The organism is Antarctobacter albus (assembly GCF_900101505.1).
Classification (GTDB): Bacteria; Pseudomonadota; Alphaproteobacteria; order Rhodobacterales; family Rhodobacteraceae; genus Antarctobacter; species Antarctobacter albus.
In genome coordinates this window covers 348,906-373,166 of record NZ_FMZI01000001.1, presented here as the reverse complement: position 1 = coordinate 373,166, position 24,261 = coordinate 348,906, and the positions used below count along the sequence as shown (strand labels likewise).

At 65.7% G+C, this 24,261-nt stretch carries 26 protein-coding genes; 9 read left to right on the top strand and 17 right to left on the bottom strand.

The window, feature by feature from the left end:
- Positions 1-41 precede the first annotated feature (41 nt).
- Positions 42-1,118, top strand: a complete 1,077-nt coding sequence (locus BLQ71_RS01775; protein ID WP_074620503.1) for a 2'-deoxycytidine 5'-triphosphate deaminase — start codon at positions 42-44, stop codon at positions 1,116-1,118.
- 10 nt (positions 1,119-1,128) lie between these two features.
- Here BLQ71_RS01775 and BLQ71_RS26250 read toward each other — a convergent pair whose 3' ends face one another.
- The 8 genes from BLQ71_RS26250 to BLQ71_RS01740 form a co-directional block, all read right to left on the bottom strand.
- The gene (locus BLQ71_RS26250; RefSeq protein ID WP_162846262.1) at positions 1,129-1,302 is read right to left on the bottom strand and encodes a hypothetical protein; all 174 of its coding nucleotides are present in this window, start codon (positions 1,300-1,302) and stop codon (positions 1,129-1,131) included.
- 61 nt (positions 1,303-1,363) lie between these two features.
- Positions 1,364-2,047, bottom strand: a complete 684-nt coding sequence (gene scpB / locus BLQ71_RS01770; RefSeq protein ID WP_074620502.1) for an SMC-Scp complex subunit ScpB — start codon at positions 2,045-2,047, stop codon at positions 1,364-1,366.
- Positions 2,040-2,837 carry a segregation and condensation protein A gene (locus BLQ71_RS01765; protein WP_043139249.1) on the bottom strand — a complete coding sequence of 266 codons (798 nt, stop codon included), beginning with the start codon at positions 2,835-2,837 and terminating at the stop codon, positions 2,040-2,042. Before BLQ71_RS01765 ends, scpB begins: the two co-directional genes overlap by 8 nt.
- On the bottom strand, positions 2,834-3,844 hold the full coding sequence (gene nagZ / locus BLQ71_RS01760; RefSeq protein ID WP_074620501.1) for a beta-N-acetylhexosaminidase: 1,011 nt from the start codon (positions 3,842-3,844) through the stop codon (positions 2,834-2,836). Before nagZ ends, BLQ71_RS01765 begins: the two co-directional genes overlap by 4 nt.
- The gene (locus BLQ71_RS01755; protein ID WP_074620500.1) at positions 3,841-4,833 is read right to left on the bottom strand and encodes an SPOR domain-containing protein; all 993 of its coding nucleotides are present in this window, start codon (positions 4,831-4,833) and stop codon (positions 3,841-3,843) included. The genes nagZ and BLQ71_RS01755 overlap by 4 nt, the downstream gene beginning before the upstream one ends.
- A gap of 80 nt (positions 4,834-4,913) precedes the next feature.
- Positions 4,914-6,656 carry an arginine--tRNA ligase gene (gene argS, locus BLQ71_RS01750; protein WP_074620499.1) on the bottom strand — a complete coding sequence of 581 codons (1,743 nt, stop codon included), beginning with the start codon at positions 6,654-6,656 and terminating at the stop codon, positions 4,914-4,916.
- Between the two features lie 48 nt (positions 6,657-6,704).
- Entirely contained in the window at positions 6,705-8,543 is a 1,839-nt protein-coding gene (locus BLQ71_RS01745; protein ID WP_074620498.1) for a cation:proton antiporter, read from the bottom strand.
- Positions 8,544-8,637: 94 nt separating this feature from the next.
- Positions 8,638-9,843, bottom strand: coding sequence for a deoxyguanosinetriphosphate triphosphohydrolase (locus BLQ71_RS01740; RefSeq protein WP_074620497.1), 1,206 nt, complete (start codon positions 9,841-9,843; stop codon positions 8,638-8,640).
- 351 nt (positions 9,844-10,194) lie between these two features.
- Here BLQ71_RS01740 and BLQ71_RS01735 point away from each other — a divergent pair, with 351 nt between their 5' ends.
- A complete protein-coding gene (locus BLQ71_RS01735; protein ID WP_133066105.1) occupies positions 10,195-11,322 on the top strand; it encodes a trypsin-like serine peptidase in 1,128 nt (375 codons plus the stop codon).
- 116 nt (positions 11,323-11,438) lie between these two features.
- Positions 11,439-11,762 (top strand): HesB/IscA family protein, encoded by a 324-nt coding sequence (locus BLQ71_RS01730; protein WP_043139264.1) that lies wholly within the window; start codon positions 11,439-11,441, stop codon positions 11,760-11,762.
- A 72-nt stretch (positions 11,763-11,834) separates the two neighbouring features.
- Here the strand turns inward: BLQ71_RS01730 and BLQ71_RS01725 are convergent, their stop codons facing one another.
- The 3 genes from BLQ71_RS01725 to BLQ71_RS01715 form a co-directional block, all read right to left on the bottom strand.
- Positions 11,835-12,728: a DMT family transporter gene (locus BLQ71_RS01725; RefSeq protein ID WP_074620495.1), complete on the bottom strand. Its 894-nt coding sequence runs from the start codon at positions 12,726-12,728 to the stop codon at positions 11,835-11,837.
- The gene (locus BLQ71_RS01720) at positions 12,725-13,783 is read right to left on the bottom strand and encodes a DUF6902 family protein (RefSeq protein WP_074620494.1); all 1,059 of its coding nucleotides are present in this window, start codon (positions 13,781-13,783) and stop codon (positions 12,725-12,727) included. Before BLQ71_RS01720 ends, BLQ71_RS01725 begins: the two co-directional genes overlap by 4 nt.
- Before the next feature lie 62 nt (positions 13,784-13,845).
- On the bottom strand, positions 13,846-14,445 hold the full coding sequence (locus BLQ71_RS01715; RefSeq protein WP_074620493.1) for a DUF6749 family protein: 600 nt from the start codon (positions 14,443-14,445) through the stop codon (positions 13,846-13,848).
- Between the two features lie 414 nt (positions 14,446-14,859).
- Between BLQ71_RS01715 and xth the strand changes: the two genes are divergently transcribed.
- From xth to BLQ71_RS01690, 5 genes are all read left to right on the top strand, one after another.
- Entirely contained in the window at positions 14,860-15,642 is a 783-nt protein-coding gene (xth, locus tag BLQ71_RS01710) for an exodeoxyribonuclease III (protein WP_074620492.1), read from the top strand.
- A gap of 98 nt (positions 15,643-15,740) precedes the next feature.
- Complete coding sequence (locus BLQ71_RS01705; RefSeq protein WP_043139274.1) at positions 15,741-15,977, top strand: BolA/IbaG family iron-sulfur metabolism protein; 237 nt, start codon at positions 15,741-15,743, stop codon at positions 15,975-15,977.
- Positions 15,978-15,983: 6 nt separating this feature from the next.
- A complete protein-coding gene (locus tag BLQ71_RS01700) occupies positions 15,984-16,271 on the top strand; it encodes a hypothetical protein (protein ID WP_043139277.1) in 288 nt (95 codons plus the stop codon).
- Positions 16,268-16,630, top strand: coding sequence for a Grx4 family monothiol glutaredoxin (gene grxD, locus BLQ71_RS01695; protein ID WP_043139279.1), 363 nt, complete (start codon positions 16,268-16,270; stop codon positions 16,628-16,630). The genes BLQ71_RS01700 and grxD overlap by 4 nt, the downstream gene beginning before the upstream one ends.
- Positions 16,631-16,720: 90 nt before the next feature.
- On the top strand, positions 16,721-17,407 hold the full coding sequence (locus tag BLQ71_RS01690) for a hypothetical protein (RefSeq protein WP_074620491.1): 687 nt from the start codon (positions 16,721-16,723) through the stop codon (positions 17,405-17,407).
- Positions 17,408-17,428: 21 nt separating this feature from the next.
- On the opposite strand, the gene BLQ71_RS01685 is transcribed toward BLQ71_RS01690, so the two are convergent.
- Positions 17,429-17,830: a cell division protein ZapA gene (locus BLQ71_RS01685; RefSeq protein WP_083242497.1), complete on the bottom strand. Its 402-nt coding sequence runs from the start codon at positions 17,828-17,830 to the stop codon at positions 17,429-17,431.
- Entirely contained in the window at positions 17,827-18,720 is an 894-nt protein-coding gene (locus BLQ71_RS01680; RefSeq protein ID WP_074620490.1) for a coiled-coil domain-containing protein, read from the bottom strand. Before BLQ71_RS01680 ends, BLQ71_RS01685 begins: the two co-directional genes overlap by 4 nt.
- 241 nt (positions 18,721-18,961) lie before the next feature.
- Between BLQ71_RS01680 and tkt the strand changes: the two genes are divergently transcribed.
- Complete coding sequence (gene tkt, locus BLQ71_RS01675) at positions 18,962-20,980, top strand: transketolase (RefSeq protein ID WP_074620489.1); 2,019 nt, start codon at positions 18,962-18,964, stop codon at positions 20,978-20,980.
- A 73-nt stretch (positions 20,981-21,053) separates the two neighbouring features.
- Here tkt and lpxB read toward each other — a convergent pair whose 3' ends face one another.
- From lpxB to fabZ, 4 genes are read right to left on the bottom strand one after another with little or no spacing between them, the layout of a single operon-like run.
- Positions 21,054-22,214 carry a lipid-A-disaccharide synthase gene (gene lpxB / locus BLQ71_RS01670; protein WP_074620488.1) on the bottom strand — a complete coding sequence of 387 codons (1,161 nt, stop codon included), beginning with the start codon at positions 22,212-22,214 and terminating at the stop codon, positions 21,054-21,056.
- On the bottom strand, positions 22,214-23,002 hold the full coding sequence (locus BLQ71_RS01665) for an LpxI family protein (protein WP_043139291.1): 789 nt from the start codon (positions 23,000-23,002) through the stop codon (positions 22,214-22,216). Before BLQ71_RS01665 ends, lpxB begins: the two co-directional genes overlap by 1 nt.
- Before the next feature lie 7 nt (positions 23,003-23,009).
- Positions 23,010-23,786, bottom strand: a complete 777-nt coding sequence (gene lpxA, locus BLQ71_RS01660; protein ID WP_074620676.1) for an acyl-ACP--UDP-N-acetylglucosamine O-acyltransferase — start codon at positions 23,784-23,786, stop codon at positions 23,010-23,012.
- A gap of 8 nt (positions 23,787-23,794) precedes the next feature.
- The gene (fabZ, locus tag BLQ71_RS01655) at positions 23,795-24,256 is read right to left on the bottom strand and encodes a 3-hydroxyacyl-ACP dehydratase FabZ (protein WP_043139294.1); all 462 of its coding nucleotides are present in this window, start codon (positions 24,254-24,256) and stop codon (positions 23,795-23,797) included.
- Positions 24,257-24,261 lie beyond the last annotated feature (5 nt).

The following is a 24,261-nucleotide window of genomic DNA, read 5'->3' as shown; positions in this document are numbered from 1 at the left end:
GTCAACCTGCTTGATAAGACAGCCGAAACGAGGGGGAAGCGATGACCGGCGTCCTGGCAAGCCAGCAGATCGAAGAGCTGATCGCAAACGGTGCGATCCGGGCAGAGACCCCCTTTGTCGATGGCCAGGTCCAGCCCGCCAGTCTTGACCTGCGGCTGGGCAACGTCGCCTACAGGGTTCGTGCGTCCTTTCTGGCCGGCGAAGGGCGCAGCGTCGCCGCCCGCATTGACGAGTTCGAGATGCACAGCATCGACCTTGCACAGGGCGCGGTCCTGGAAAAGGGCTGTGTCTACCTGGTTCCGCTGATGGAAAGCGTGACCCTGCCGAAAGGTGTCCAGGCCATCGCCAACGCCAAGAGCTCGACCGGGCGGCTGGACCTGCTGACCCGCGTCATCACCGACGGCGGAGTCGAGTTCGACCGCATCGCCACGGGCTATGACGGTCCGCTCTACGCCGAGATCTGCCCGCGCTCCTTTTCCGTTCTCGTGCGGCCCGGAATGCGGCTGAACCAGATCCGGTTCCGGCGCGGGCGCTCCGTCTTGACAGATGCGGAACTACAGGAGTTGCACGCCGAACAGACCCTCGTCGGCGGCGGCCCGGCAGTGATTTCCGAGGGTCTTGGCTTTTCGGTGGACCTTCAACCGGGCGAAACTGGGCTGGTGGGCTATCGCGCGCGCCCCCATACCGGGGTGATCGATCTGGACCGGATCGGTGCCTACGACCCGATGGAGTTCTGGGACGAGTTGCACAGCGACCGTGAGCAACTGATCCTCGATCCAGGGGCCTTCTACATCCTGGTCAGCCGCGAGGCCGTGCATATCCCTCCCGGCTATGCCGCTGAAATGGCGCCTTACCTGGCAATGGTGGGCGAGTTTCGCGTGCACTACGCGGGGTTCTTCGATCCCGGGTTCGGCCACGCGGCCGCCGGCGGCGCAGGCGCACGCGGCGTTCTGGAGGTACGTTGTCACGAGGCGCCTTTTGTCCTCGAACACGGGCAGATCGTTGGACGGCTGGTCTATGAGCGCATGTCAGAGGTGCCCGGACAGCTTTACGGCGCGGGCATCGCCTCCAATTACCAGGGCCAGGGGCTGAAACTCAGCAAGCATTTCCGGGCGTGACGAAGGCCGCCTAGAACCGCCGGGCCATGCGTGCCGCGCGGCGGGCCTGGCGCGTGGCACGTTTCGCCTGTTGCCCCTGACGGCCACCCCCCGCGGCGCGGTCGATCCCCGCGTCGATCCCCTTGTTCACCAGCTTCCGCAACACGGTGCGAAAGATCATGTTGATCAGTTGGTGCGCGTTCATGTCCTGCTCCTGTCGGAATTTTCCCAGCCATAGCCCGGAAATGTGCCGATTTTCGGGCGGTTCAGTCCTCGAACAACTCGCTCTGACCTTCGTCCATACCTTCATCGGCATCGACATCGCCTTCACCCGCCTGCGGCGCACCCAAGGGCGAGGGGCGGCTTTCCAGCAGGCCGGCGGCGCGTAGATCGGCCAGTCCCGGCAGATCACGGGCGGATTCCAGCCCGAAATGATCCAGGAACTCCTGCGTCACCACAAACGTCACCGGGCGCCCCGGAGTCATTCGCCTGCGGCCGAACCTGATCCACTCCATCTCAAGCAACTGGTCCACTGTGCCCCGGCTGACGGAAACACCGCGGATTTCCTCGATCTCGGCCCGCGTGACGGGTTGGTGATAGGCGATGATGGCCAGCGTCTCGATCGCGGCACGGCTGAGCTTGCGGGTCTCGACCGTCTCGCGCTGCATCAGAAAACCCAGGTCGGGCGCGGTCCGGATCGCCCAGGCATCGCCCACGCGCACCACGTGTACCCCGCGCCCCTCGTAGCGTTTGCGCAGATGGGCCAAGGCCTCGGCGGCGTCGCAGCCGTGCGGCATCCGGTCGTTCAGTTCCTTGACGGTGACGGGTTCGGCGCTGGCAAAGAGGATCGCCTCGACCATGCGTTCCTGTTCGCCCATGACCGGGGCCTCGAACAGGCTTTCGGGCGGGGCGCCCTCTTCCTCGGGCGTGATCTCTGTCGTGTCACTCATCACGCGACTCCTTGCGGCGCAACAGGATGGGCTCGAATGTTCCGGACTGTTTCAACTCTGCCTTGCCTTCTTTGACAAGCTCCAGTGAGGCAGCAAAGGTCGCCGCCGTGGCCGACCGCCAGCGCACCGGGTCCTCGGCCCAGCCGTCCGGCAGGTAGCTTTGAATGTCGGTCCATTGCCCGGCAAAGCCGATCATCCCGCGCATCCGGTCCAGCGCCTGTTCCATCGTAAAGACCTTGTCGCGGTCCATGACGAAGGGGCGGAACTCGTCGCGCGTGCGGATGCGTGCATAGCCCTGCATCAGGTCCAGAAGCGTGGCGGTGTATTTCACCTGCCGCACCTGTTCCATCTTCTCGGGAAATCCCCGGGCAAAGAAATCCCGTCCAAGCTGATCACGCGCCATCAGCCGCGCGGCGGAATCCCGCATCGCCTGCAGGCGTTCCAGCTGAAAGGCAAGGTGCGCGGCCAGGTCCTCGCCCGAGGGGCCCTCTTCCGTCGGGTCCGGCGGCAGCAGCAGGCGTGATTTCAGAAAGGCCAGCCAGGCGGCCATGACAAGGTAGTCTGCCGCCAGTTCGATCCGGAGCGCCTTGGCCTTTTCGACAAAGGACAGGTACTGCTGCGCCAGTTGCAGGATCGAGATCCTGCGCAGGTCCACCTTCTGCGTCCGCGCCATGTTCAAAAGCAGGTCAAGCGGCCCCTCGAACCCGTCGACGTCGACAACCAGCGCCTCGGCGGCAAGACGTTCCGAGACGGAAAGCTGGATGAGATCGGGCGTGTCGGGATCGCTCATGCGGGATCGGGGCGCAGGTCCTGGACAAAGAAGGCGTCAGCCTCTGCGCGCAGCCCGTCGATGTCAACCGGCCGGGGAGCCGTGCGCGCCGCCAGAGCCCGTTCTGCGCGCCTTTGCGCCGCACTATCCATCACACACACGGTCTCGCACAATTCACGCATCTCTGACAGATCGCCATTGCAATGCAGGATCACGTCACAGCCCGCGTCCCGTGCGGCGCGACCCCGCTCGGCCACACTGCCAGACAGGGCCTGCATGGAAATGTCATCGGTCATCAGCAAACCGTCAAAGCCGATTTCGTCCCGGATCAGCCGGATCATGACCGGCGAGAGCGTGGCCGGGCGCGGGTCGATGTCCTCGAAGACCAGATGCGCCGACATGCCCAGCGGCAGGTCGGCGAAGGCTGCGAACGTGGCAAAGTCCTCGTTCGACAGGACGGATTTCGGCGTGGAGACACGCGGCAGGTCCAGATGGCTGTCCAGCGTCCCACGCCCGTGGCCCGGCATGTGTTTCATCACCGGGAGCACACCACCGTCGCGACAGCCTGTCACAAATGCGCGCCCGTTTCGGATCACGCTGTCACGGTCGGCTCCATAGCAGCGGTTCTGCAAGACGGGATGCGTATCGGGGCGGGCAATATCCAGTGTCGGAACACAATTCCCGTCGATCCCGAGCGCCCGCAATTCTTGGGCGATCAGGCGCCCCCGAACATAGAACCGGCGCTCTGCATCCTCGGAACCGGCATCCTCCAGCGGCGGCGCCCATGAGCGTGCCAGCGGCGGGCGCAGGCGTTGCACACGCCCGCCCTCCTGGTCGATGAAGATCGGTGCGTCATGTCCTGCGGCCGCGCGCAATTCGTCACACAGCGCCCGGATCTGCTGGGCGTCCCGCAGATTGCGGTCAAAGAGGATAAAGCCGAAGGGTCGTGTCTCCGAGAAGAGAGAGATTTCCTCATCCGAGAGAACCGAACCGGCGCAGCCCAGGATGACCGCGCCGAAGCCGCTCATCTCGTGACCACCGGGATGCAGTCCACCTTCTGCGCGACGAAGGCGGCGCAGAAACGGCGGGCATCCGAGAGGTCCTCGAACCCGTGCGCGCGCAACCGGTAGAAGGTGCGCCCGCCGGACGAGGCTTTCTGGATCACGCGATCCTTGCCGGCCAGATAGTCGCCAAAACGACCGTCCAGCCGCTCCCATTCGCCACGCGCGGCCTCGGGGCTGTCAAATGCACCGATCTGCACCAGCCGCGTCCCGGCAGAGAGCGTGTCAGGGTCGACTTCGTTGACCGGCTTGGAGCTATCCCATTCGATGGCGGCGCCGGGGGCCGCAGGCGCCCGCGCCGTTGCGGACAGCCCCGCAGGCCGCAGACGCGGACGCAGGGACCGGGCAAGGCCAGGCCCGGTATACAGTTCCGGCTTGGCCTGATCCGGCAATGCGCTTGCAAGGGCCGTCACGACTTCGGCTTCGGTGCCCTCGGGCAGCGGGCTGAGCGGCTTCGACTTTGCTGCGATCTCATCCGCAAGGGCGGCAAAGGGACCGGTGTCCTTGGGATCCGCGCTTTCGGGTATCGGCGCGCCCTCGGGCTTCAGCGCGATCACCTCGGCGTTGCGCGCCATCGCCGGTTTCGGCGCGACGGGCTTGTCCGGTGTCAACACGCCAAGGGCCACGTCGTCGGCCTGCAGTCCCGCGGGACGCGGCGCCAGTGTCAGCCGATCCGCCGGGTCGGCTGCGGCACCGCTGCCCGCAACGGCGTTGACCGCCAGCCCCTGGTGATCGGCCAGCAGACCGCCCGGATCCTTCGGAGCTTCGCGCATCGGACCGGACAGGGCCTGAACGATGGGCACGCCCGACACATCGCGCGCAACCACCCGATAGCCCCAGACCGCGATCCCGGCGATCAGCGCAAGCGACACAGCCGCCCCGGCCCAATTCGCGACCGAGGCCATCTTTACCGTAGCCGGGGCCGCGGGGGCCCCATCATATGTGAAATCCGCCATCTCTGCCTCTTGTCCCCGGGCGGTGCAGCGCCGCCCGAATGCCTTGACTGCTCGAACAGCCCCGGCAGAGGCGCATTTTGTCAGCGCATTTCTTCTACCGGGGTCACGCCCAAGATACCAAGACCGGCGGAAATCACAACCGCGGTCGCCCGTGCCAGCGCGATTTTCGACTGTGTTGCAGCCGGGTCATCCTGGAGGAACCGCAGTTCGGGCGCGTCGTTGCCCCGGTTCCAAAGGCCGTGCAGGTCGGCGGCCAGTTCGCCAAGGTAGGTGGCGATCCGGTGCGGTTCCTGCGTCCGTGCCGCGATCTCGACCAGCCGCGGCCATTCCGCCAGCTTGGTCGACAGCCCCAGTTCCGACGCATGGGTCATGCCCGACAGGTCGGCCCCCGCCAGGGCCGCATCACTGACATCCACGCCGTCCTCCGTCGCCTTGCGCAGCACCGAACAGATCCGTGCATGGGCATACTGGACGTAGAAGACCGGGTTTTCCTTGGACTGTTCGACCACCTTGTCGAAATCGAAATCCAGCGCCTGGTCGCTCTTGCGGGTCAGCATGTGGAACCGCGCCACGTCGGGACCCACCATTTCCACGAGGTCGCGTAGGGTGATGAAAGTCCCTGCCCGCTTGGACATCTTGAAGGGCTCGCCGTTCTTGAACAGCTTGACCAGCTGGATCAGCTTGATTTCCAGCGGCACCTTGCCATCCGACAGCGCCGAAACGGCGGCTTTCATCCGCTTGACGTAGCCACCGTGATCGGCGCCGAAGATGTCGATCAGCAGGTCGAAGCCCCGGCTGACCTTGTCATAGTGATAGGCGATGTCGGGCGCGAAATAGGTCCAGCTGCCGTCCGATTTCATGATTGGCCGGTCCACGTCGTCGCCGTGGTCCGTGGACTTGAACAGGGTCTGTTCGCGCGGTTCCCAATCCTCGGGTTTCTTGCCCTTGGGCGGCTCCAGAACGCCGCGATAGATCAGCCCCTTGTCCCGCAAACTGTCGATGGCCGCCTCGATCTTGCCCGTGCCATAGAGCGACTTCTCGGAAAAGAAGTGGTCCATCTGGACGCCAAGCATGCCCAGATCGGCCCGGATCACTTGCATCATGGCATCGGTAGCGAACTCGCGCACCTCGGCCAGCCAGACCTCTTCGGGTTGGTCGATATAGGCATCGCCCACCTTGGATTTCAGTGCCTCTCCCACTTCGACAAGGTAGTCGCCGGGATAGGTGCCATCGGGAAATTCGACCTCGTGGCCATGCGCCTCAAGGTAGCGCAGGTAGACGGACCGCGCCAGCACGTCGACCTGCGCGCCGCCGTCGTTGATGTAGTATTCCCGCGTCACGTCATAGCCCGCATAGGCCAGCAGAGAGGCCAGCGCATCACCCACGATGGCGCCGCGCGCGTGACCGACGTGCATCGGACCGGTGGGGTTGGCCGAGACATATTCCACGTTCACCTTCTTGCCCTGCCCGAAATCGGACCGGCCATAGGCGATGCCGTCTTTCAGGATGCGGCCCGGCAGCGCCTGCCAGACAGAGGGCGCTAGCCGCAGGTTCAGGAACCCCGGCCCGGCCACCTCGGCGCTGGCGATCCGGTCGTCGATGCGCAGTTTCGCGGCCAGCGCTTCGGCGATGTCGCGCGGCTTGGCCTTGGCGGGCTTGGCCAGGACCATCGCGGCATTGGTCGCCATGTCACCGTGCAGCGGATCGCGCGGCGGTTCGGTGGTCACGGGATCGGTGTTCAGGCCCTCGGGCAGCGCGCCTTCGGCCTGGCAGGCAGCGATGGCATCCAGCACGAGGCTGCGAATATCGGAAAACAGGTTCATGTCAGCGGCTCCAGTGTTGGCCGGTCTCTATCACTTTGGAGGGTGGCGTCAAATGTCCTCGCCGGCGGCCTCGGGCGCCTTGCGTTCCGTGCGTTTCGGCAGGCGCGCCAGGAGCTGCGTGCCGGGCGTCCCGCGCAACTCGTCCTCGGGGCCCAGGAGGCGCAGTGAGCCCCCCGGCCCCAGCTCTGCGATGGGAACCGCCTCGGTCTGGGCCGCGCGCCAATCTTCCGCGGTGAACTCCTCGGTCAGCTTGGTGACGCGGAACTCGCACCCGCCCGCGATGGCGGCATTGGCCTCGAAATAGGTTTCGTTGGCGCCGAACGCCTGTCCACCCAGCGTGGCCGGCAGGGAATGGCGGCTGGAGGTCTCGCGCACGCGTTTGACCTGAAAGACATTCTCACGCCCGAACTCCGGCGCCAGGTCGGTCGCAACCAGCGTGTTATAGGCGTCATTGTCACTGGCGCAGATCAGTTTCTCATAGGCCACCAGGTCAACCCGCTCTTCCGCCGCCTCTGACAGGATGTCGCCATAGAAGGTATCCAGCCCGGCCTCACGCGCGCTGCGCAGATGGGCGTTGTTGGGGTCGGCAATGATCACGGGCAGGTCCATCTTTTTCAGCGCGGCGCCCAGCTCGACCGCCCATTTCGAGCCTCCCATGATCAACACCCCCGGCAGCCGCGATGCCGTCAGTCCCAGCAGACGCGCCATCGGCGCCAGCGTGAAGCCGTGCAGGACCACCGTCGCGGCCACCAGCGCAAAGGCCAGCGGCGCGATCCGGTCCGCATCCGGCAGGCCCAGTTGCGCCAGCCTCTCGCCGAACAGCCCGGCCACCGCCACCAGCACCACGCCGCGCGGCCCGGTGAAGGCGACAAGCAAGCGTTCGCGCCAGGGCACATTGGTAAAGGCCAGCGCCGCCAGCACCGGCAGGGGGCGCGCCAGCAGGATGACCGCCAGAACGAATGCTCCTGCCCGCCAGTCGAGCACGGCGAGGCGATCAAAGCTCATGCCCGCCGCCAGCAGGATAAAGACCCCCGACACCAGCAGGACGGTGGCATGTTCTTTGAACCGGTAGATCTCGGTGAAACTCGGCAGTTTCGCATTGGCGATCCAGAGACCCATGATCGTCACCGCCAGCAGGCCGGATTCATGCAGGACATGATCGGCCAGCGCAAAGACCCCCAGCAGCACCACGAAAAGCACCGGCACCTTCATGTATTCGGGCACCCAGGCCTGCCGAAAGGCCTTAACCACGCCCCAGCCTGCAGCCAGCCCCAGCGCCGTGGCGGCGGCAACGCCCATGCCGATCTCCACCACCGCGTGACCCGCGCTGGTCGCGGTGCGCAGTACCATCACAACCTCGAAGGCCAGCACGGCGGCCAGCGCACCGACGGGATCGTTGACGATGGCCTCCCACTGCATCAGCGCAGCGGGCCTGCGTTGCAGACGCGCCTGCCGCAGCAGCGGCGCGATCACGGTGGGCCCGGTAACGATCATGATGCCGCCAAAGACGGCCGAGGATTCCCAGCTGAGCCCGGCCACGAAATGCAGCGCCGAGGCCGAGGCAATCCAGCCCAGCGGCGCGCCGATCAGTACCAGCCGCCGCACGCCCTTGGCCGCGTCCGAAAGCCGGTGCAGGTCCAACGTCAGACCGCCCTCGAACAGGATGATCGCCACGGCCACCGCGATCATCGGTTGCAGCATGTCACCGAACTGCGCCGCCGGGTCCAGAACGCCCGTCACCGGACCGATGATCAGCCCGGCGACCAGCATCAGAACGATGGCGGGCAACCGCAATCGCCAGGCGAGCCACTGGCTGCCGACCCCAAGCGCCCCAACCAGCCCGAAGGCCAGGACGGGATCCAACCCGCCCGTTTCCGCAACTGCCATGAAACGCTCCCTGCCCGGCTGATACCCGGGGCAACCTAGCAGGCGCCCGCGCCGCCGCAACCGCGCTTGCCACGGCATCAAGGGATGCGCGACGTCAGTTGACCCCGTCGCCGGGCCACATGCCCTTGAGAACGTCGCGCCCGGTCAGCCGCGCGTGTTGCTGCAGCGCGAAACGGTCGGTCATCCCGGCGATGTAATCCGCCACCAGTCGCGCCAGGGGGGTCTCTCCCTCGGCGCCGGCCACGTCACCCTGCCAGCGCTGCGGCAGCAGCGTCGGGTCACCCATGTAGATCGGGAACAGCTCGTTGACCGCCAGCGTCACCCGGGCGCGCTGTTCCATGACCTTCGGTGCGCGGTACATGTTGGCGAACAGAAAGGCGCGGATCTGCTTGAGGTCGGTCCACATCGCGTCGGAAAAGGCGATCACCGGGCGGCCGAGATCCCGGATCTCTTGCGCGGATTGCGCGCCCGAGCCGATCAGCTTCTCCCGCGAGGTGTCGATCAGGTCCGAAACCATCGCGCCAAAGACCCGCCGCAGCGCCTCGTGCCGGCGGCGATAGGCGTCCGTGGTGGGATACTTGCGGTCGACCTCGGCATAGGCGTCACCCACGATGGGCAGTTCCGCGATCTCTTCTTCCGTGAACAACCCGGCCCGCAATCCGTCGTGCAGGTCATGGTTGTTGTAGGCCACGTCGTCCGACAGCGCGGCCACCTGCGCCTCGGCGCTGGCATGGGTGTACAGTTCCAGGTCGTCCTCGGCGTTATATTCGGCCAGAGCATGCGGGATCTCTCCGACCAGCGTGCCGTCCGGGCCAAGGGGGGCCACCGGGCCGTTGTGCTTGGCGATGCCTTCCAGCGTGTCCCAGGTCAGGTTCAACCCGTCGAACTCGGCGTAGTGACGTTCCAGCCGGGTAACGATGCGCAGGGTCTGGGCGTTATGGTCGAACCCGCCATAGGGCGCCATCAGCGCGTGCAGGGCATCTTCGCCGGTGTGGCCAAAGGGCGTGTGGCCAAGGTCATGCGCCAGTGCCACCGCCTCTGTCAGGTCGGTGTTCAGGTCCAGCGCGTTGGCGATGGTGCGTGCCACCTGCGCCACCTCGATCGAATGGGTCAGCCGGGTGCGATAGAAATCGCCCTCATGTTCGACGAAGACCTGCGTCTTGTGTTTCAGCCGACGGAAGGCGGAACAGTGGATGATCCGGTCGCGGTCGCGCTGGAAACAGGACCTGTGGGCGCTTTCCTCTTCCGGGAAGCGGCGCCCCCGCGCACTGTCATGTGTCGAGGCAAAGCTGGCGCGCATGTGATACAGTCCCAATTTGCTTGTCCCGAGGCTCTCTTATCCGGCTGGTCCTTCAAAAACAACGACTTGCGACATTCCGCCCGGATGGCGCCCGCGTTGCCGCCAATATCGGCGCCCCGTCGCGGGCAAACACCAGATGTTGCGTGGCGGTTTTTGTCCCCTGTCATGCGCCGCTGGCCGGGATTCGCAACCGGGGCCTTGAAAGTCAGCCGAAATGGCCGATTGAGCCTTTTCAGGCACTTGGCGATTTACACCTTCTCCAAAACGTCCGGGGTTCCTTACTTTGCCGGGTTCCGGCGAAAAGATAGACTGGGGCCAAGTATTTTAAGCGTTCAACCCTTGGAGAAAGCCATGTTCAGCCCCCTGCGCAGCGTCGCGTTCTGCTGCATCACCCTCGCCCTGCCGGCGCCCGCGCTGGCCGATCTTGTCCTCGACAAGGACAGTGACCCCAAGAAGCGGATCAACGAAACCCTTGTCTTGGACCCGACGGCCAAACCGGACAAGGACGACGGCACGATCACTATCCGGTCCAAGAACCCCACAGCGATCAACCCGGGCGCACCGCCCGCGAAGGCCCCCAACCCCTCGACGCGGCCGCCGCGGGCAACGCCGCCGGATAGCCAGGACGTGACCTTGCCGATCCGGAACCCCGGCGCCACTCCGCCGCCGGGACCCAGCCCGGTCGAGCCGCAACAGGCACGCAGCCCGCTGCCCAAGCCCGTGCCGCCCGCAGGCAGTCCGCCGCCACGAAATGCCGGTGCGCCAATCGACCCGACCCCCACCGTCGACGTCAAACCGCTTGAGGAAATGCCCTACATCTCCTTCGCGGCGCCCGCCTACAGCGACGGCTACGAGGTCTCGGTCATCAACAACATGCGCGGCACGGGCCGCATCCGCGTGACCACGGATTACGGCCCGGTCTACTGCTCGGGTTTCGTTTTCGGCCCCTCGGTGGTGGCGACCTCCTATGCCTGCGTGCCCGGCATCCTGGAAGACCCCCGGGTCGGCGCCACCAAGATCGAGGAAATCCGCATCGTCTTTGATCATGTCTTTCCCGACCAGCGGCTGTGGACCGCGCAAGGCTATGTCCTGACCCTGGACAGCGAATTGTCGAGCCGGGAAACCGGGCTGGCGATCCTGCACATCGCCGATCCCGACACCAATTTCGCCGCCGACCGCATCCAGCGCGTGGGCCAGGCCACCCCCGATCCACGCGCGCCGCTCTATATGCTCGGCTTTCCGCGTGGCGGATCCATGCAGATGCAGCATTGCAGCGCTCTGCCGACCGATCCCGCCTACCTGCCCGCCAAGGCATTTGAGCACAACTGCCTGAGCGACTACGGCGATCTGGGCGCCCCGATCTTCGATGCCGGGACCGGCGCAGTCGTCGGGTTGCACCTGAGCCACGAGCTGTCGACCGGCCGCCGCTTTGCGCAGCACATGATCGACCTGGCGAACTGGATCGGCGATCAGCAATAGGCGCCCGCGCCCATCGGATGCTCCCTGCACCGCCCCATCCGGAACCGGGAGGGGCGGCTTGCTTGAAGGGGGCCATGTGATGCATATATTGAGGCCGAACAGGTTGAGAGGACACCATGCAACTGCCGCCCAAAGTGACCGACCGTGCCTTTGCCCGCCTCGCCGAGATCGGCGCGGGTGCCGATGGCAAGGCCCTGCGCGTGGCCGTCGAGGGTGGCGGCTGTTCGGGGTTTCAGTATGACATCAAGCTGGACGACCCCGCCGCCGACGACATGATCATCGCCGAGGGCGAAGAGCGCGTGATCGTAGATCCCGTCTCCCTGCCCTTCCTGTCCGGTGCGGTCATTGACTTCACGGACGAGTTGATCGGCGCGCGGTTCACCATCGAGAACCCCAACGCGACCAGTTCCTGTGGCTGCGGCACGTCTTTCTCGATGTAGTCCGGGCCGGTTTGCGTACATGAAAAAGGGCGCCTCTCCGGGCGCCCTTTCTGTTTCAGGCAAACCGCAGGGTCATTCGGCCGGGATGACGCGGGGCCGCGACAGGTGTTCCTCAAGCACCAGCCAGAAACCCGATCCGACCACCAGCATCACGCCCGCCCAGGTGCCCAGCGTCGGCACCTCGCCAAAGACCAGGAACCCGATCACGACCATCCAGACGAATTGCAGGTTCATCAGCGGCGTTGCGACATAGGCCGGCAGCAGGCGCAGCGCCTCGGCAACAATGTAGCGGGCGGCAAACAGGGCGGCGGCATAGGCACCGACCCACCCCAGGTCCGTCAGGCTCATCGGTTTCCAGACGAAGGGCAGCGCCAGTGCCATGACGACCATCAGTGCCGCGTTGGGCCAAAAGACCTGTGCCAGAGGCGCGCGTTCCACCTTGGCAATGGCCCGGGCGGCCAACATCGAGCCACAGCCGGAAACTGCGGCCAACAAGGCCCAGGCATGTCCGGCCTGCGCACCGGACAGGCCGCCCGGCATCAGGAAGAGGATGCCGCCGACACCCAGCGCCAGCGCCGCCCAGGCCGCGGGACGCGGCGTCTCGCCCAGTACCGGGCCGGACAGGGCGGCGGCGATCAGCGGGATCAACCCGATGAACAGGAACACATCCGCGAACGGCAGCAGGCGAAAGGCCTGGAAGAAGGCCAGCGATGCGATCACTGTCAGCACGGCGCGGATCGTCATAGCCTTTTTCGACCGGACCCGCAGGCCGGGGCCCTTTGCGTCGGCCCGCGCCCCCGCCAGGGAGAACAGCAGGACCAGAGCCGAGGACAGGACGAACAACTGCGGTGCGGCATATCCCCCCGCGATGAACTTGGTGATCCCGTCCGCGGCGGCCATCACGCCGGTGTAGACAAGGATGAGCGCGGCACCCAGCGTCGCCCCGGAAAGCGCCAGCCGGGTCATGCGCGGCCCGCCCGGGCAAAGCCCTCGAAATAGGCATCGAACAACTCGCTGGACTGCGAGGCGACACTGAGCAGATCACGCGCCTGGGGCGACAAGGACGGCTCCATCCGTGGGCGCATCCTGTCCCAGTCACCCGACCGGTGGTCCAGCCCGTAGATCGCCTGGCTCAGCTCACGCAGCACGGTCTGGGCGCGGGCGCCACGTTCGAACCGCAGGCGTTCGTCGCGGACCGGCTTGCGGAACACTGGCGCGCCGGTGACGGCCTGGTGCCAGTTGCACACGAGGTATTCGTGATAGTCGTCATTGATCGAGGCATGGGCATCCGCGACGACACCATAGGCCCCCGTCTCTTGTTCCAGCCAGGCGGTCCAGACAGCGGGCGGCATCTGACCCGCATGACGCAGGGCAATGCAGATTTCCGCCAGCAGGTCGGCGTTCTGGTCCAAAAAGGCGGTCAGACCGGCGAAATGCAGGCTCTGGATGGCCTCTTCGGGCAGGTCGGGATCACGCCGGCCATATTCGGAAAGGTAGTAAACGATGTGCGTCAGTTCGTAGGCGGCCTTCTTGTTGGGCAGCGCAAAGGTCTTTGTACGCGAACAGAAGGCGCGCAGCCGGTCGTTCAAGCCGGGATCGCGGATCGGATCGACGCCGCGCCGTGTCATCAGGCGCCGCGCCTCGGCGCGCTGCAGGTCCGAAAGCTCGGCCTCTGCCAGCCCTTCTCGGGCGGCGAAATCCACCATCTTCTGCGCTTCGTGCCCTGGCATCCCGAGATCTTCGAGATCCAGCGCCAGCGAAAGGATGAAACGGTAATACTGCGGAAAGAATTCCAGCCGGTGCACGGCCTGGGCATAGAACCCGGCATGGCGCGCCAGTGCCTCTGGGGCGACGGCCTGGCCGGTGCATTCGAGGATGTTCAGCAGTTCCGCGTTTTCCTTCAGCCAGAACACGTCGTCGCCGTGGCGGCGGTGATCGGCGAAGGCTCCCAGAAGCGCGGTGATCCGCGCTTCCAGGGGGGCTATCCGGGTCGGGACGGTCAGTTGGACGACATTATTCATCGCTTGGCTCTCCTCTGTCTTGGCAGAGCGTTCGCGCCCCGCCCGGGTATCAGTGACATCGATCAGGCGCGGGCCGGACCGGACCAGGAGGTGAAGGCCTCGACGCTGTCGCCTGCCTCGCGGTCGCCGGCTGCGGGACCGGACCAGCTGGTGAAGGCCTGAACGTTGTCGCCGCTTTCGATGTCGCCCGCCGCCGGACCGGACCAGGAGGTGAAGGCTTCGACGTTATCGCCTGCGTCGCGGTCGCCGGCTGCGGGACCGGACCAGCTGGTGAAGGCCTGCACGTTGTCGCCGCTTTCGATGTCGCCCGCCGCCGGACTGGACCAGGAGGTGAAGGCTTCGACGTTGTCGCCTGCGTCGCGGCTGCCACGCGCCGGGCCGGACCAGCTGGTGAAGGCCTCGACATGGCCGCCGTTGTCCATGTCACCCGCGGCCGGACCGGACCAGGAGGTAAAAGCTTCGACTGCATCGCCGGATTCGCGCGTACCGGTCGCCGGACCGGACCAGGATGTGTAGGCTTCGACAGAGGCACCCGCGAACAGGTCGCCATCGGCCGGGCCCGACCACGAGGTGAACGCCTCGACAGCGTCGCCGGCAAAGGCGCTCGTTTCCGATTTGGAAACGGTTTCTTTAGGGGTGTGCAGCTTGATGAGGGCAGTCATGGGATCGCTCCTTTTTCAGGTTGAGCAGCTATGCCCTTGAAATCTGCACGCAAAAATAGTTTGCAAAAAAGTTAATTCTTGTTAAGGTTGTTTAAAGAAAAGTTTATCCACAGATGCGATTCGCGCAGGCGTTTCGGATCGCGAGACAATACGAGTTATCCCCAGGAACAAATTTCCTGTGGATAATTTCGGACTTTGCAGTGCAACGGCACTTTGCAAACCGGCAAACCTCCGAATCATCCCCGAATCAAGCGAGTTCCAGTGGGTGCTTTGTGCCAGGCGTTACGCTGATAGGTTGCAGGACGGTCACAAAGCACAACCAAACTGATACAAAACAAGGCTTTTCCTGACGCGCTTGACCGTCAGCCCCGCGCCTGCGATCCATGAGCCCCGAACCGGCAGGAGAAACGCGCCATGAAGATCGCCACCTTCAACATCAACGGCATCAAGGCCCGCCTGCCCGCCGTTCTCGATTGGCTGGACGAGGCGCAGCCGGACGTCGTGCTCTGCCAGGAGATCAAGTCGGTCGACGAGAATTTCCCGCGCGAGCCCTTCGAGGACCGCGGCTACAACGTCGAGACACACGGGCAGAAAAGCTTCAACGGCGTGGCGATCCTGTCCAAGCGCCCGCTCGAGGATGTCCGGCGCGGCCTGCCCGGCGACGACGAGGACGAACAGGCACGCTGGATCGAGGCGACCGTCATGGGAGACGACCAGGCCGTGCGTGTCTGCGGGCTGTACCTGCCCAACGGCAACCCGGCACCCGGTCCGAAATACGACTACAAGCTGGCCTGGATGGAACGCCTCGGAGCCCGCGCGCGCGAGTTGCTGGCCGAGGAGATGCCGGCGCTGATGGCCGGCGACTACAACGTGATCCCCCAGGCCGAGGATGCCGCGCGCCCCGAGACCTGGACAGAGGACGCCCTGTACCTGCCGCAGACCCGCGCGGCCTTTCGCCGAATCCTGAACCTCGGCTACACCGAGGCGTTTCGCGCACGGACCCAGGCGCCCGGGCACTACAGTTTCTGGGATTACCAGGCCGGCGCCTGGCAGCGGAACAACGGCATCCGCATCGACCACCTGCTGCTGACACCCGCCGCCGCGGACCTGATGACCGACTGCCAGATCGACTCTGCCATTCGCGGTCGCGAAAAGCCCTCTGACCATGTTCCGGTGTGGATCGACCTCGCCGCCTGACCACCGCCGCCCCTGCCCTGCTTGACGCGCGTGCCTTGCACGCCGCCCGCCACCGCACTAATTTTGTAACAGACACCAGACGCGTGGAGACGCCTTATATGCCGATGTATGCCCAGGAAATCGAGGACCTGTTGCGCCAGTCCTTTCCAGACGCCAAGATCACCGTCGATGGAGAAGACGGCGTGCACATGTCGGCGATGGTCATCGACGAAAGCTTTCGCGGCAAGAACCGGGTTCAGCAACAACGCGCCGTCTATGCGGCGCTCAAAGGCAAGATGGACGGTCCCAGCGGCGCACTTCACGCCCTCGCTCTCACAACAAAGGCCCCAGACTGATCCGATATGCCCCTAGGCGTCATCGTCCCCCTGCTGCTCCTGCCCTTTCTTGCCATTTTCGTCTACGCGGCATGGCATGAATACCGACGTTTCAGGAAAGAAGGCAGGTCGACCTACGGTTTGACGTATGACCCGGAATCGAACACCACCTTCGTGGGAACGATCCCGGACAGCGGGGACAGCTACGACCCAGAGGACTACGACCCCGAGAATTCCGGATCGGACGCGGGACAGGACGGCACCCCGGCCGATGACACGGACACAAACCACAACGAACAGGACAACCGCAAATGACCGACGTAAAGACCCGTATCGACGACACCGTCAAATCCAATGACGTCGTGCTCTTCATGAAGGGCAACAAGACCATGCCGCAATGCGGTTTCTCCAGCCGCGTGGCCGGCGTGCTCAACTACATGGGCGTCGACTACCAGGACGTGAACGTGCTCGAGGATGACGGGCTGCGCCAGGGGATCAAGGATTTCTCCGACTGGCCGACCATCCCGCAACTTTACGTCAAGGGTGAGTTCGTCGGAGGCTGCGACATCATCACCGAGATGACCCTCTCGGGCGAGCTGGACCAGCTGTTCGACGACAAGGGCGTGACCTACAACAAGGAAGCCGCAGACAAGATCCGCGAAGCCAACGCCTGAGCCATGCGCCTGGCAAGAGACAACGAACGGGCGGGGATTTCCCTGCCCGTTTTTCTTTGATCCCTTGCATTTCAGAAAAGGAGTTTCACCGTGGAGATTTTCGTTGCTGCCGTCCTGATCCTGGCCTCATTCGCCGGAACCGGCCTGATCGCCTATGCCATGCGCCACGGCCAAAAGCGCCGCGAGGCGCTGAAGGCCATGTCCGCGGAACGGGGATGGACCTTTGACTATCAGCCGCAAAGCGGCGGGCGTGGCAGCCGAACGGTGATTTCCGATCCGTCCGAGGGCTGGGAGCTTGTGCTCTATTACCGGTCCAATTCCTCTACCGGCGGCACGAGCAGCCATTGGACGGAATTCACCCAGCCGCGGCTGGCCTTGCCGGACGGCATGGCGCTGCTTGGACCCGACATTCCCGAAAAGACCGCCGCGATGGCCGACATGATGCTGGACAAGATGGGCGGGGGCGGCTTTGGCCAGATGGTGCTGAACAAGATGACCGGCGGACTCGCCGCCGAAGCGGCGGACCTGCGGTCGGTGCCAGGTGACGGGTCCGGCACACTTTTCGCGACCCCGGGGCGCGAAACGGCCCTGGACGCCGTCCGCGAGGCCCCGGAACTGCTCGAGGCCCGCAGCGGGCGGAACGAGGCGCAACAGCCCATCGTCGCGCTGAGCCGTCACGGCTTGCGGCTGAGGCTGCGCCACATCCTGCGCCGCCCCGAGGACATCGACGGTTTTGTCGATCTGGGCCGTGCTGTGACGCGGCGGCTCGACGGGTGACGCACCCGGGACGAAAGGCCGTTACTCTGCCTTTGCCTCGTCGAAACTGTTGGCAAGCGCCTCGGCGCGGGCGGCGATCTCTGCCAGGGCGTCCGTCACGTCCTCCGGGATCACCGGCACCTCGACCTTTTCCGGCGAAGGTCCGGGCTTGTTCTTCAGGTCCGCCAGGTCGGCCTCGACCGACTTCAGCTTGTCCTGCGCCTCACGCAGGCGCTCTTCGAGGCCCGCGGTCTTGTCAGCCAGCATCAACCCCGCCATCAGCAGCATCCGCGCTTCGGGCATCCGCCCGATCTGCGTCACCAGGACCTGCGCCTCGGTGTCCAGAAGCTGTGCAGCGGACAGCAGGTATTGTTCCTCGCCCTGCTGGCAGGCCACTTCAAAGCTGCGGCCACCGATCTTGATCTCGACTTCCATCTGGCTCATCCCTGTGCCTCCCCGTCTGCGGCCTCGGCCAGGAGCGGGCCGAGGGCCTCGATCACGGCGCCCGTCTCTGCCGCATCCGCCGCCCGCATGGTGCGCATCGCATCAAGTTCGGCCTGCAGACCGCGGTTGATCAGCTCCGGATCGCCCACGCCTTGCGCATTCGCCTCGCGCAGCGCGGTATTGGTGGCAATCAACTCTTCATTGGAAGCACGCAGGTCCTGCAGTTGGTCATCCAGCGCGGCCAGGGCCCCGGGCGAAGGTGCGGCGGGGGCCTCGGCCTCCGGGGCCTCGGTGGCCTGCGCCTCGAGCTCTGCCAGCCGGGCACGCAAGACGCGCAGCCGCTCCTCAAGCTGGGCATTGGCCATCTTCTCGTCTTCCAGTGCCTCTTCCAGCTCCGTGACATCCGGGGCCCCGGCCACCTCGGCCTGCGGCGCGGCCTCGTCTTCGGCGGCTTCTTCCGGCTCCGGCACCGGGCCGGACTCTGCCCTGGCCTCGGCCAGGGCGCGTTCCAGCTGGGCTGCGGCCTCTGCCTTGACGGCGGAAATCGCCGCGTCCCGATCGGCCTCTGCCTGTTCGCGGGCCGCCGCCACGGCGGCCTCGCGGGCTTCTTCGGCCTGCGCCAGGGCGTTGGCGACAGCCATGTCACGCTCTGCCTCGGCGGCGTCACGCGCTGTCGCAAGCGCGGTATCACGGTCCACCTCGGCCTGCTCACGCGTGGCGGCCAGCGCTTCCTGCGCCTCTGCCAATGCCTGTTCCGCCGCTTCCGCGCGGCTGCGCAATGCTTCGTAATCCGCGGGTTCGGCGGCGCTGCGGTCCAGCCCGTCGATCCCCTGTCCGATACGATCCAGCGCGCGCGTGATGCGCGCCTGCAAGTCCTCGATCTGGCTCATCTGCCCTGCTTCGTCCTCTTGCCCGGCCTGGCGGCCTCAATCCCGCGCGGCCCATCGCGATACGGAACGAATCGTCCCGCATCCGGTCAATGAAAGTTTAACAAGCGGAAAAGGAAAATGCGCCCCCTTATCTTCCAAGGCCTTAGACGGCGCCCTTCATGCACTGCCCCGCGCTTGGCTTGCACTTCGGCGCGGGGCTGCTATTCACGCCGCAAACCCCCAGCCAGAGGATCGAAACCCGGTGGATATCCAAGAGCTTCGCACCCGCAACCCTGATCATTGGATGCGCGCCACGGCGATCCGTGCGCTTGCGCTCGACGCCGTCGCCGCGGCCAATTCCGGCCATTCGGGCATGCCCATCGGCATGGCGGACGTGGCCACCGTGCTCTACTCCAAGCACCTGAAATTCGACGCGTCCCGCCCGGATTGGGCCGACCGCGACCGGTTCATCCTGTCGGCGGGCCACGGCTCGATGCTGCTCTACGCGCTGCTCTACCTTTGCGGCGACCCGGAAATCACCCTCGACGAGGTCAAGAATTTCCGCCAGCTGGGCGCCAAGACCGCCGGCCACCCGGAGAATTTCCTGGCCAAGGCGATCGAGACCACGACCGGCCCGCTGGGCCAGGGCATCGCCAACTCCGTCGGTTTCGCCATCGCCGAAGAGTCCCTGCGCGCCCGCTTCGGCAAGAAGCTGATCGATCACAACACCTATGTCATCGCCGGTGACGGCTGCATGATGGAAGGTGTCAGCCAGGAGGCCCTGGGCCTTGCCGGTCGCTATGAGCTTGGTCACCTGATCGTCTTCTGGGACAACAACGACATCACCATCGACGGCAAGGTCTCGCTGTCGGATCGCACCGACCAGGTTGCGCGTTTCAAGGCGTCGGGCTGGCACGTGCAGGAAATCGACGGCCACGACCCCGAGGCCATCGACGCCGCCATCGTCGAGGCCAAGAAGACCTCGCAGCCCTCGATGATCGCCTGCAAGACCCATATCGCCCTGGGCCACGCGGCGCAGGACACGTCCAAGGGTCACGGCGCGCTGACCAACGCCGATCAGAACGACGCGGCCAAGGCCGCCTGGGGCTGGACCTCCGGTGCCTTCGACATTCCCGCCGAGATCAAGACCTGGTGGGAAGAGGTCGGCGCGCGCGGTGCCGCCGAGCGCGAGGCCTGGGAAACCCGGTTCGCCGAGACCAGCGCGGCACGGCAAAAGGAATTCACCCGGGTCATGGACGGCGAGGCGCCGAAAAAGCTCTCCGCCGTGGTCAAGGCGCTGAAAAAGCAGGTCTCGGAAACCGCGCCCAAGGTCGCGACCCGCAAGGCCAGCGAGATGGCGCTTGAGGTCATCAACCCGATCATGCCGGAAACCATCGGCGGTTCCGCCGACCTGACCGGATCGAACAACACGCTGACCGGCGATCTGGGCGTCTTCGACACCGACAATCGCAAGGGCCGTTACATCTACTTCGGCATCCGTGAACACGGCATGGCCTCGGCGATGAACGGCATGGGCCTGCATGGCGGGGTACGCCCCTACGGCGGCACCTTTATGGCCTTCACCGACTATGCCCGCCCGGCCATGCGCCTGGCCGCGCTGATGAAGACGCCCACCGTCTTTGTCATGACCCATGACTCCATCGGCCTGGGCGAAGACGGCCCGACCCACCAGCCGGTCGAACATGTCGCGATCAGCCGCGCCACGCCGAACACGCTGGTGTTCCGTCCCGCCGACGCGGTGGAAACCGCCGAGGCCTGGGAAATCGCGCTGCGCCAGACGGCCACGCCGTCGGTCCTGTCGCTGACCCGCCAGGGCCTGCCGACAGTGCGGCTGGAACACAAGAACGCCAACCTGGTCGAGAAAGGCGCCTATGTGCTGGCCGAGGCCGAGGGCAAGCGCCAGGCGATCCTGATGGCAACCGGGTCGGAAGTGGCCATTGCGCTGGCCGCGCGCGACCTGCTGCAGGCCGAGGGCATCGGCACGCGCGTCGTGTCCATGCCCTGCTGGGAACTGTTCGAGGCGCAGGACGAAAGCTATCGCCGCCGGGTGCTGCCGCCCGCGGGTCCGGTGCGCGTCGCGGTCGAGGCCGGTGTGCGCATGGGCTGGGACCGTTGGCTGTGCGGCGAGCGCGGCAGCGCCAAGAAAAGCGGTTTCGTCGGCATGGAGAGCTTTGGCGCCTCGGCCCCGGCAGAGGTGCTCTACGACCACTTTGGCATCACCGCCGAGGCCGTGGCCGAGAAGGTCAAATCGCTGCTCTGAGCGCGTCATCGACAACAAGAGAAAGGGCCGGAAACGCAGGTTTCCGGCCCTTTTTATGTCAAAGCCTCGGGACTCAGTTCAACGTCTTGCCGTCATGTAGGCGGTCCAGAACCGCGCGCGCGGCCCGCAGGCCGGGCCGTTCCCCACCCCGGCCAAGGCGCTCCATTGTCAGATCCATCGCCTCGATCTGCGCCCCGGGGGCCTCCAGGACCTTCCCGACCGCCTCGGCAATCGGGCCAGGCTGGCATTTCGCACCGATGAATTCCGGCACGGTCCGGCTTTCCGCCACCAGATTGACCAGCGTCACGCTGTCGACGCGCAGCATCCGCCCGATGATCTGGCGGCTGAGCCAACTCATGTCGTAGGCGATGACCATCGGTGTGCCCGCCGCCGCCAGTTCCAGCGAGACAGTCCCCGAGGCCGCCAGCGCCACGTCCGCAGCGCGAAAGGCCGCGCGTTTTTCGTCACCGCCGGGGTCGTCAGACGGGTCGATCACCAGCGGATCGCCAGGCCAGTCGGAAACCGCCTCGCGCACGGCCCCGGCCACCGGACCCGCCGCCGGGATCACCAGCCGCAGACCCGGACGCGCCGCCAACAGCGCGCGTGCCGCCTGGGCAAAGACCGGCATGAGCCGGCCCACCTCGGACCGGCGCGAACCAGGCAGAACCAGGGCCATCTCGCCCTTGATACCGTGGCGCTCACGAAAGGCCGCCGCCTCCGCCTCGCTGGCCTGTGGTTCCATCACCACCGGATGGCCAACGAAATCGCAGGCGATCCCGGCGGCCTCCATGTAGGGCGGCTCAAACGGCAAAAGCGCTAGCACCTGGTCCACATGCGCGGCCATCTTCTGCGCGCGCTTGGGCCGCCAGGCCCAGACTGTCGGAGCCACGTAATGCACGACCCGCACATCGGACACAGCCTTGACCAGCCGCGCCACGCGCAGGGAAAACTCCGGCAGGTCCACCGTGATCAAAACGTCAGGCTGTTCCGCCACGACCGCATCGGCGGTCTGGCGGATACGCCCCTTGAGCGCGCGGTATTCGCGCAGGATCTCGGTGATGCCCATGATGCTGATCTCATCCATCGGGAACAGGCTGTCGAGGCCCTGCGCCTGCATCAACGGCCCCCCGATCCCGCGAAAGCTCACATCCGGCACCAGTTCCTTGAGCCCCGCCATGAGCGCGGCGCCCAACCGGTCGCCGGACGGCTCTCCTGCTGTGATGAACACCCGCATCATGTTTCCCTTTCACGCACCCAGAGGAACAGGCCAGCGGCCTCCAGCCGTTCCAGCACCTGCGGCAGGTCCAGCACCATGACACCATCGGCTTCGATCACGATCCCGGACAGCCCTGCCGCCACGGCGCCATCGGCCGTCTGCAGGCCGATCACGGGCAAATCGGCGCGCCGCTCCTGCCCCGGTTTCTGCGCCTTGTAGAGAACGCCCCCCCGCGCCTCGGGGCCAAGCCCCTGCAACATGGCATCGGTGCCGCTATCATCCTCACGGGCGATGACGGCGCCCTCCTTGACGACGCAAGCCTGCCCAAGGTCGCGCCGCGCCTGATCCACCGAGATCCGGTCCCCCAGTCGCGCCGCCACATCGGCCGCGTCACCCGGTTGAACGGTTGTGGGAACACCGGACGGCGGCAACAGGGACGGCGCCAGTTCATGCGCGGCCAGTACCCTGAATCCGGCACTTTCAAGGATGTCGATGGCAATGCGCAGCGCCCCGTCATCACCCCGCCGCAAGGCCCGCAGGACCCTCGGCAACAGAGGCAGAGTCCGCAGCCCGATCCGTGACACAGCCACATCTGGCCGGTCCACGGAACCGCACATGCAGACCCGAGACACGCCGCGCCGCTTGAGCCAGGCCAGAAAATCCCCCAACCGTTCGATGGCAAAGAGATGTTCCGCCGCTACCTGGTCCGGCGGACAATGCGCCAGGCCGCAGATCACGACCTGTTCGCCGGCGGCGCCGGCCACGGCGGCGGGCAAGGCCCCGCGCCCGGCAATCAGCGCCAGCATGGCCCGCTCAGCCCGGTGTCAGGAAGCTGCGATCGCTGTCGCCGAGAACGAAGGCGACGATCTCGCGGACATATTCGCTCTGGGTCTCGTCCCCCAGGCGGCGGGCGCGATCCTGAAAGGCGCCCTCGCCCTGCGCCAGCATTTGAAACGCCGCCCGCAACGCGGTGATGTCCGAACGCTTGACCCCGCGCCGTTTCAGCCCGACCAGGTTCAGACCGTCCAGCTTGCCACGCGGCCCCTGCACGAGGCCATAGGGGATCACGTCGTTGGTCACCATCGTCACGGCGCCGATGATGGCGCCACGCCCGATGCGCACCCATTGATGCACGCCGGACAAGCCACCGATGATCACATCGTCCTCGATCACGCAATGCCCGGCCAGCGCGGCGTTGTTGACCAGGATCACCCGGTCACCCACCTGCGCGTCATGGGCCACGTGACAGCCGGCCATGAACAGCCCGTCATCGCCCACCCGGGTCACACCGCCACCACCCTCGGTGCCGGTGTTCATGGTGACATGTTCGCGAATGCGGTTGCGGGCGCCGATCACCAGCCGGGTCTTCTCGCCCCGGAACTTGAGATCCTGCGGGATCTCGCCAATGACGGAAAAGGGAAAGACCAGGGTCTCTTCGCCGATCTCGGTCGCGCCGGTCGCAACCACGTGGCTTTTCAGTTCGACCCGGTCATGCAGGATCACCTCGGGGCCGACATGACAGAACGGTCCGATCCGGCACCCCTGCCCGATCACCGCGCCCTCTTCGACCACGGCGGAGGGATGGATCATGGTTTCGGTCAAGACGGCAGGTCCATCATCGCGGTGAATTCTGCCTCGGCGGCCATCTCCCCCTCGACCTCGGCCACGCCGCCGAATTTCCAGACCTTGCCGCCGGGCTTGCCGCGCAGGGTGGTCAGGCGCATCTTGAGCTGGTCGCCCGGCACCACCTTGCGGCGGAACTTGCACTTGTCGATGGACATGAAATAAACCTTCATCTCCTTGTCGGCCATGTCCAGCGCAGTGCCCACCATGACGGCGGCGGTCTGGGCCATCGCCTCGACGATGGTGACGCCCGGCATGATCGGCAGACCGGGGAAATGGCCCTGGAAATGCGGCTCATTCATGGTGACGTTCTTGATCCCCAGGGCCGACTGCGTGCCGTCGATCTCCTCGACCCGGTCAACCAGAAGAAAGGGGTAACGGTGCGGCAGGATACGCTGGATCAGCTGGATATCCGCGCTCAGAAGCGTGTCGGTCATGACTG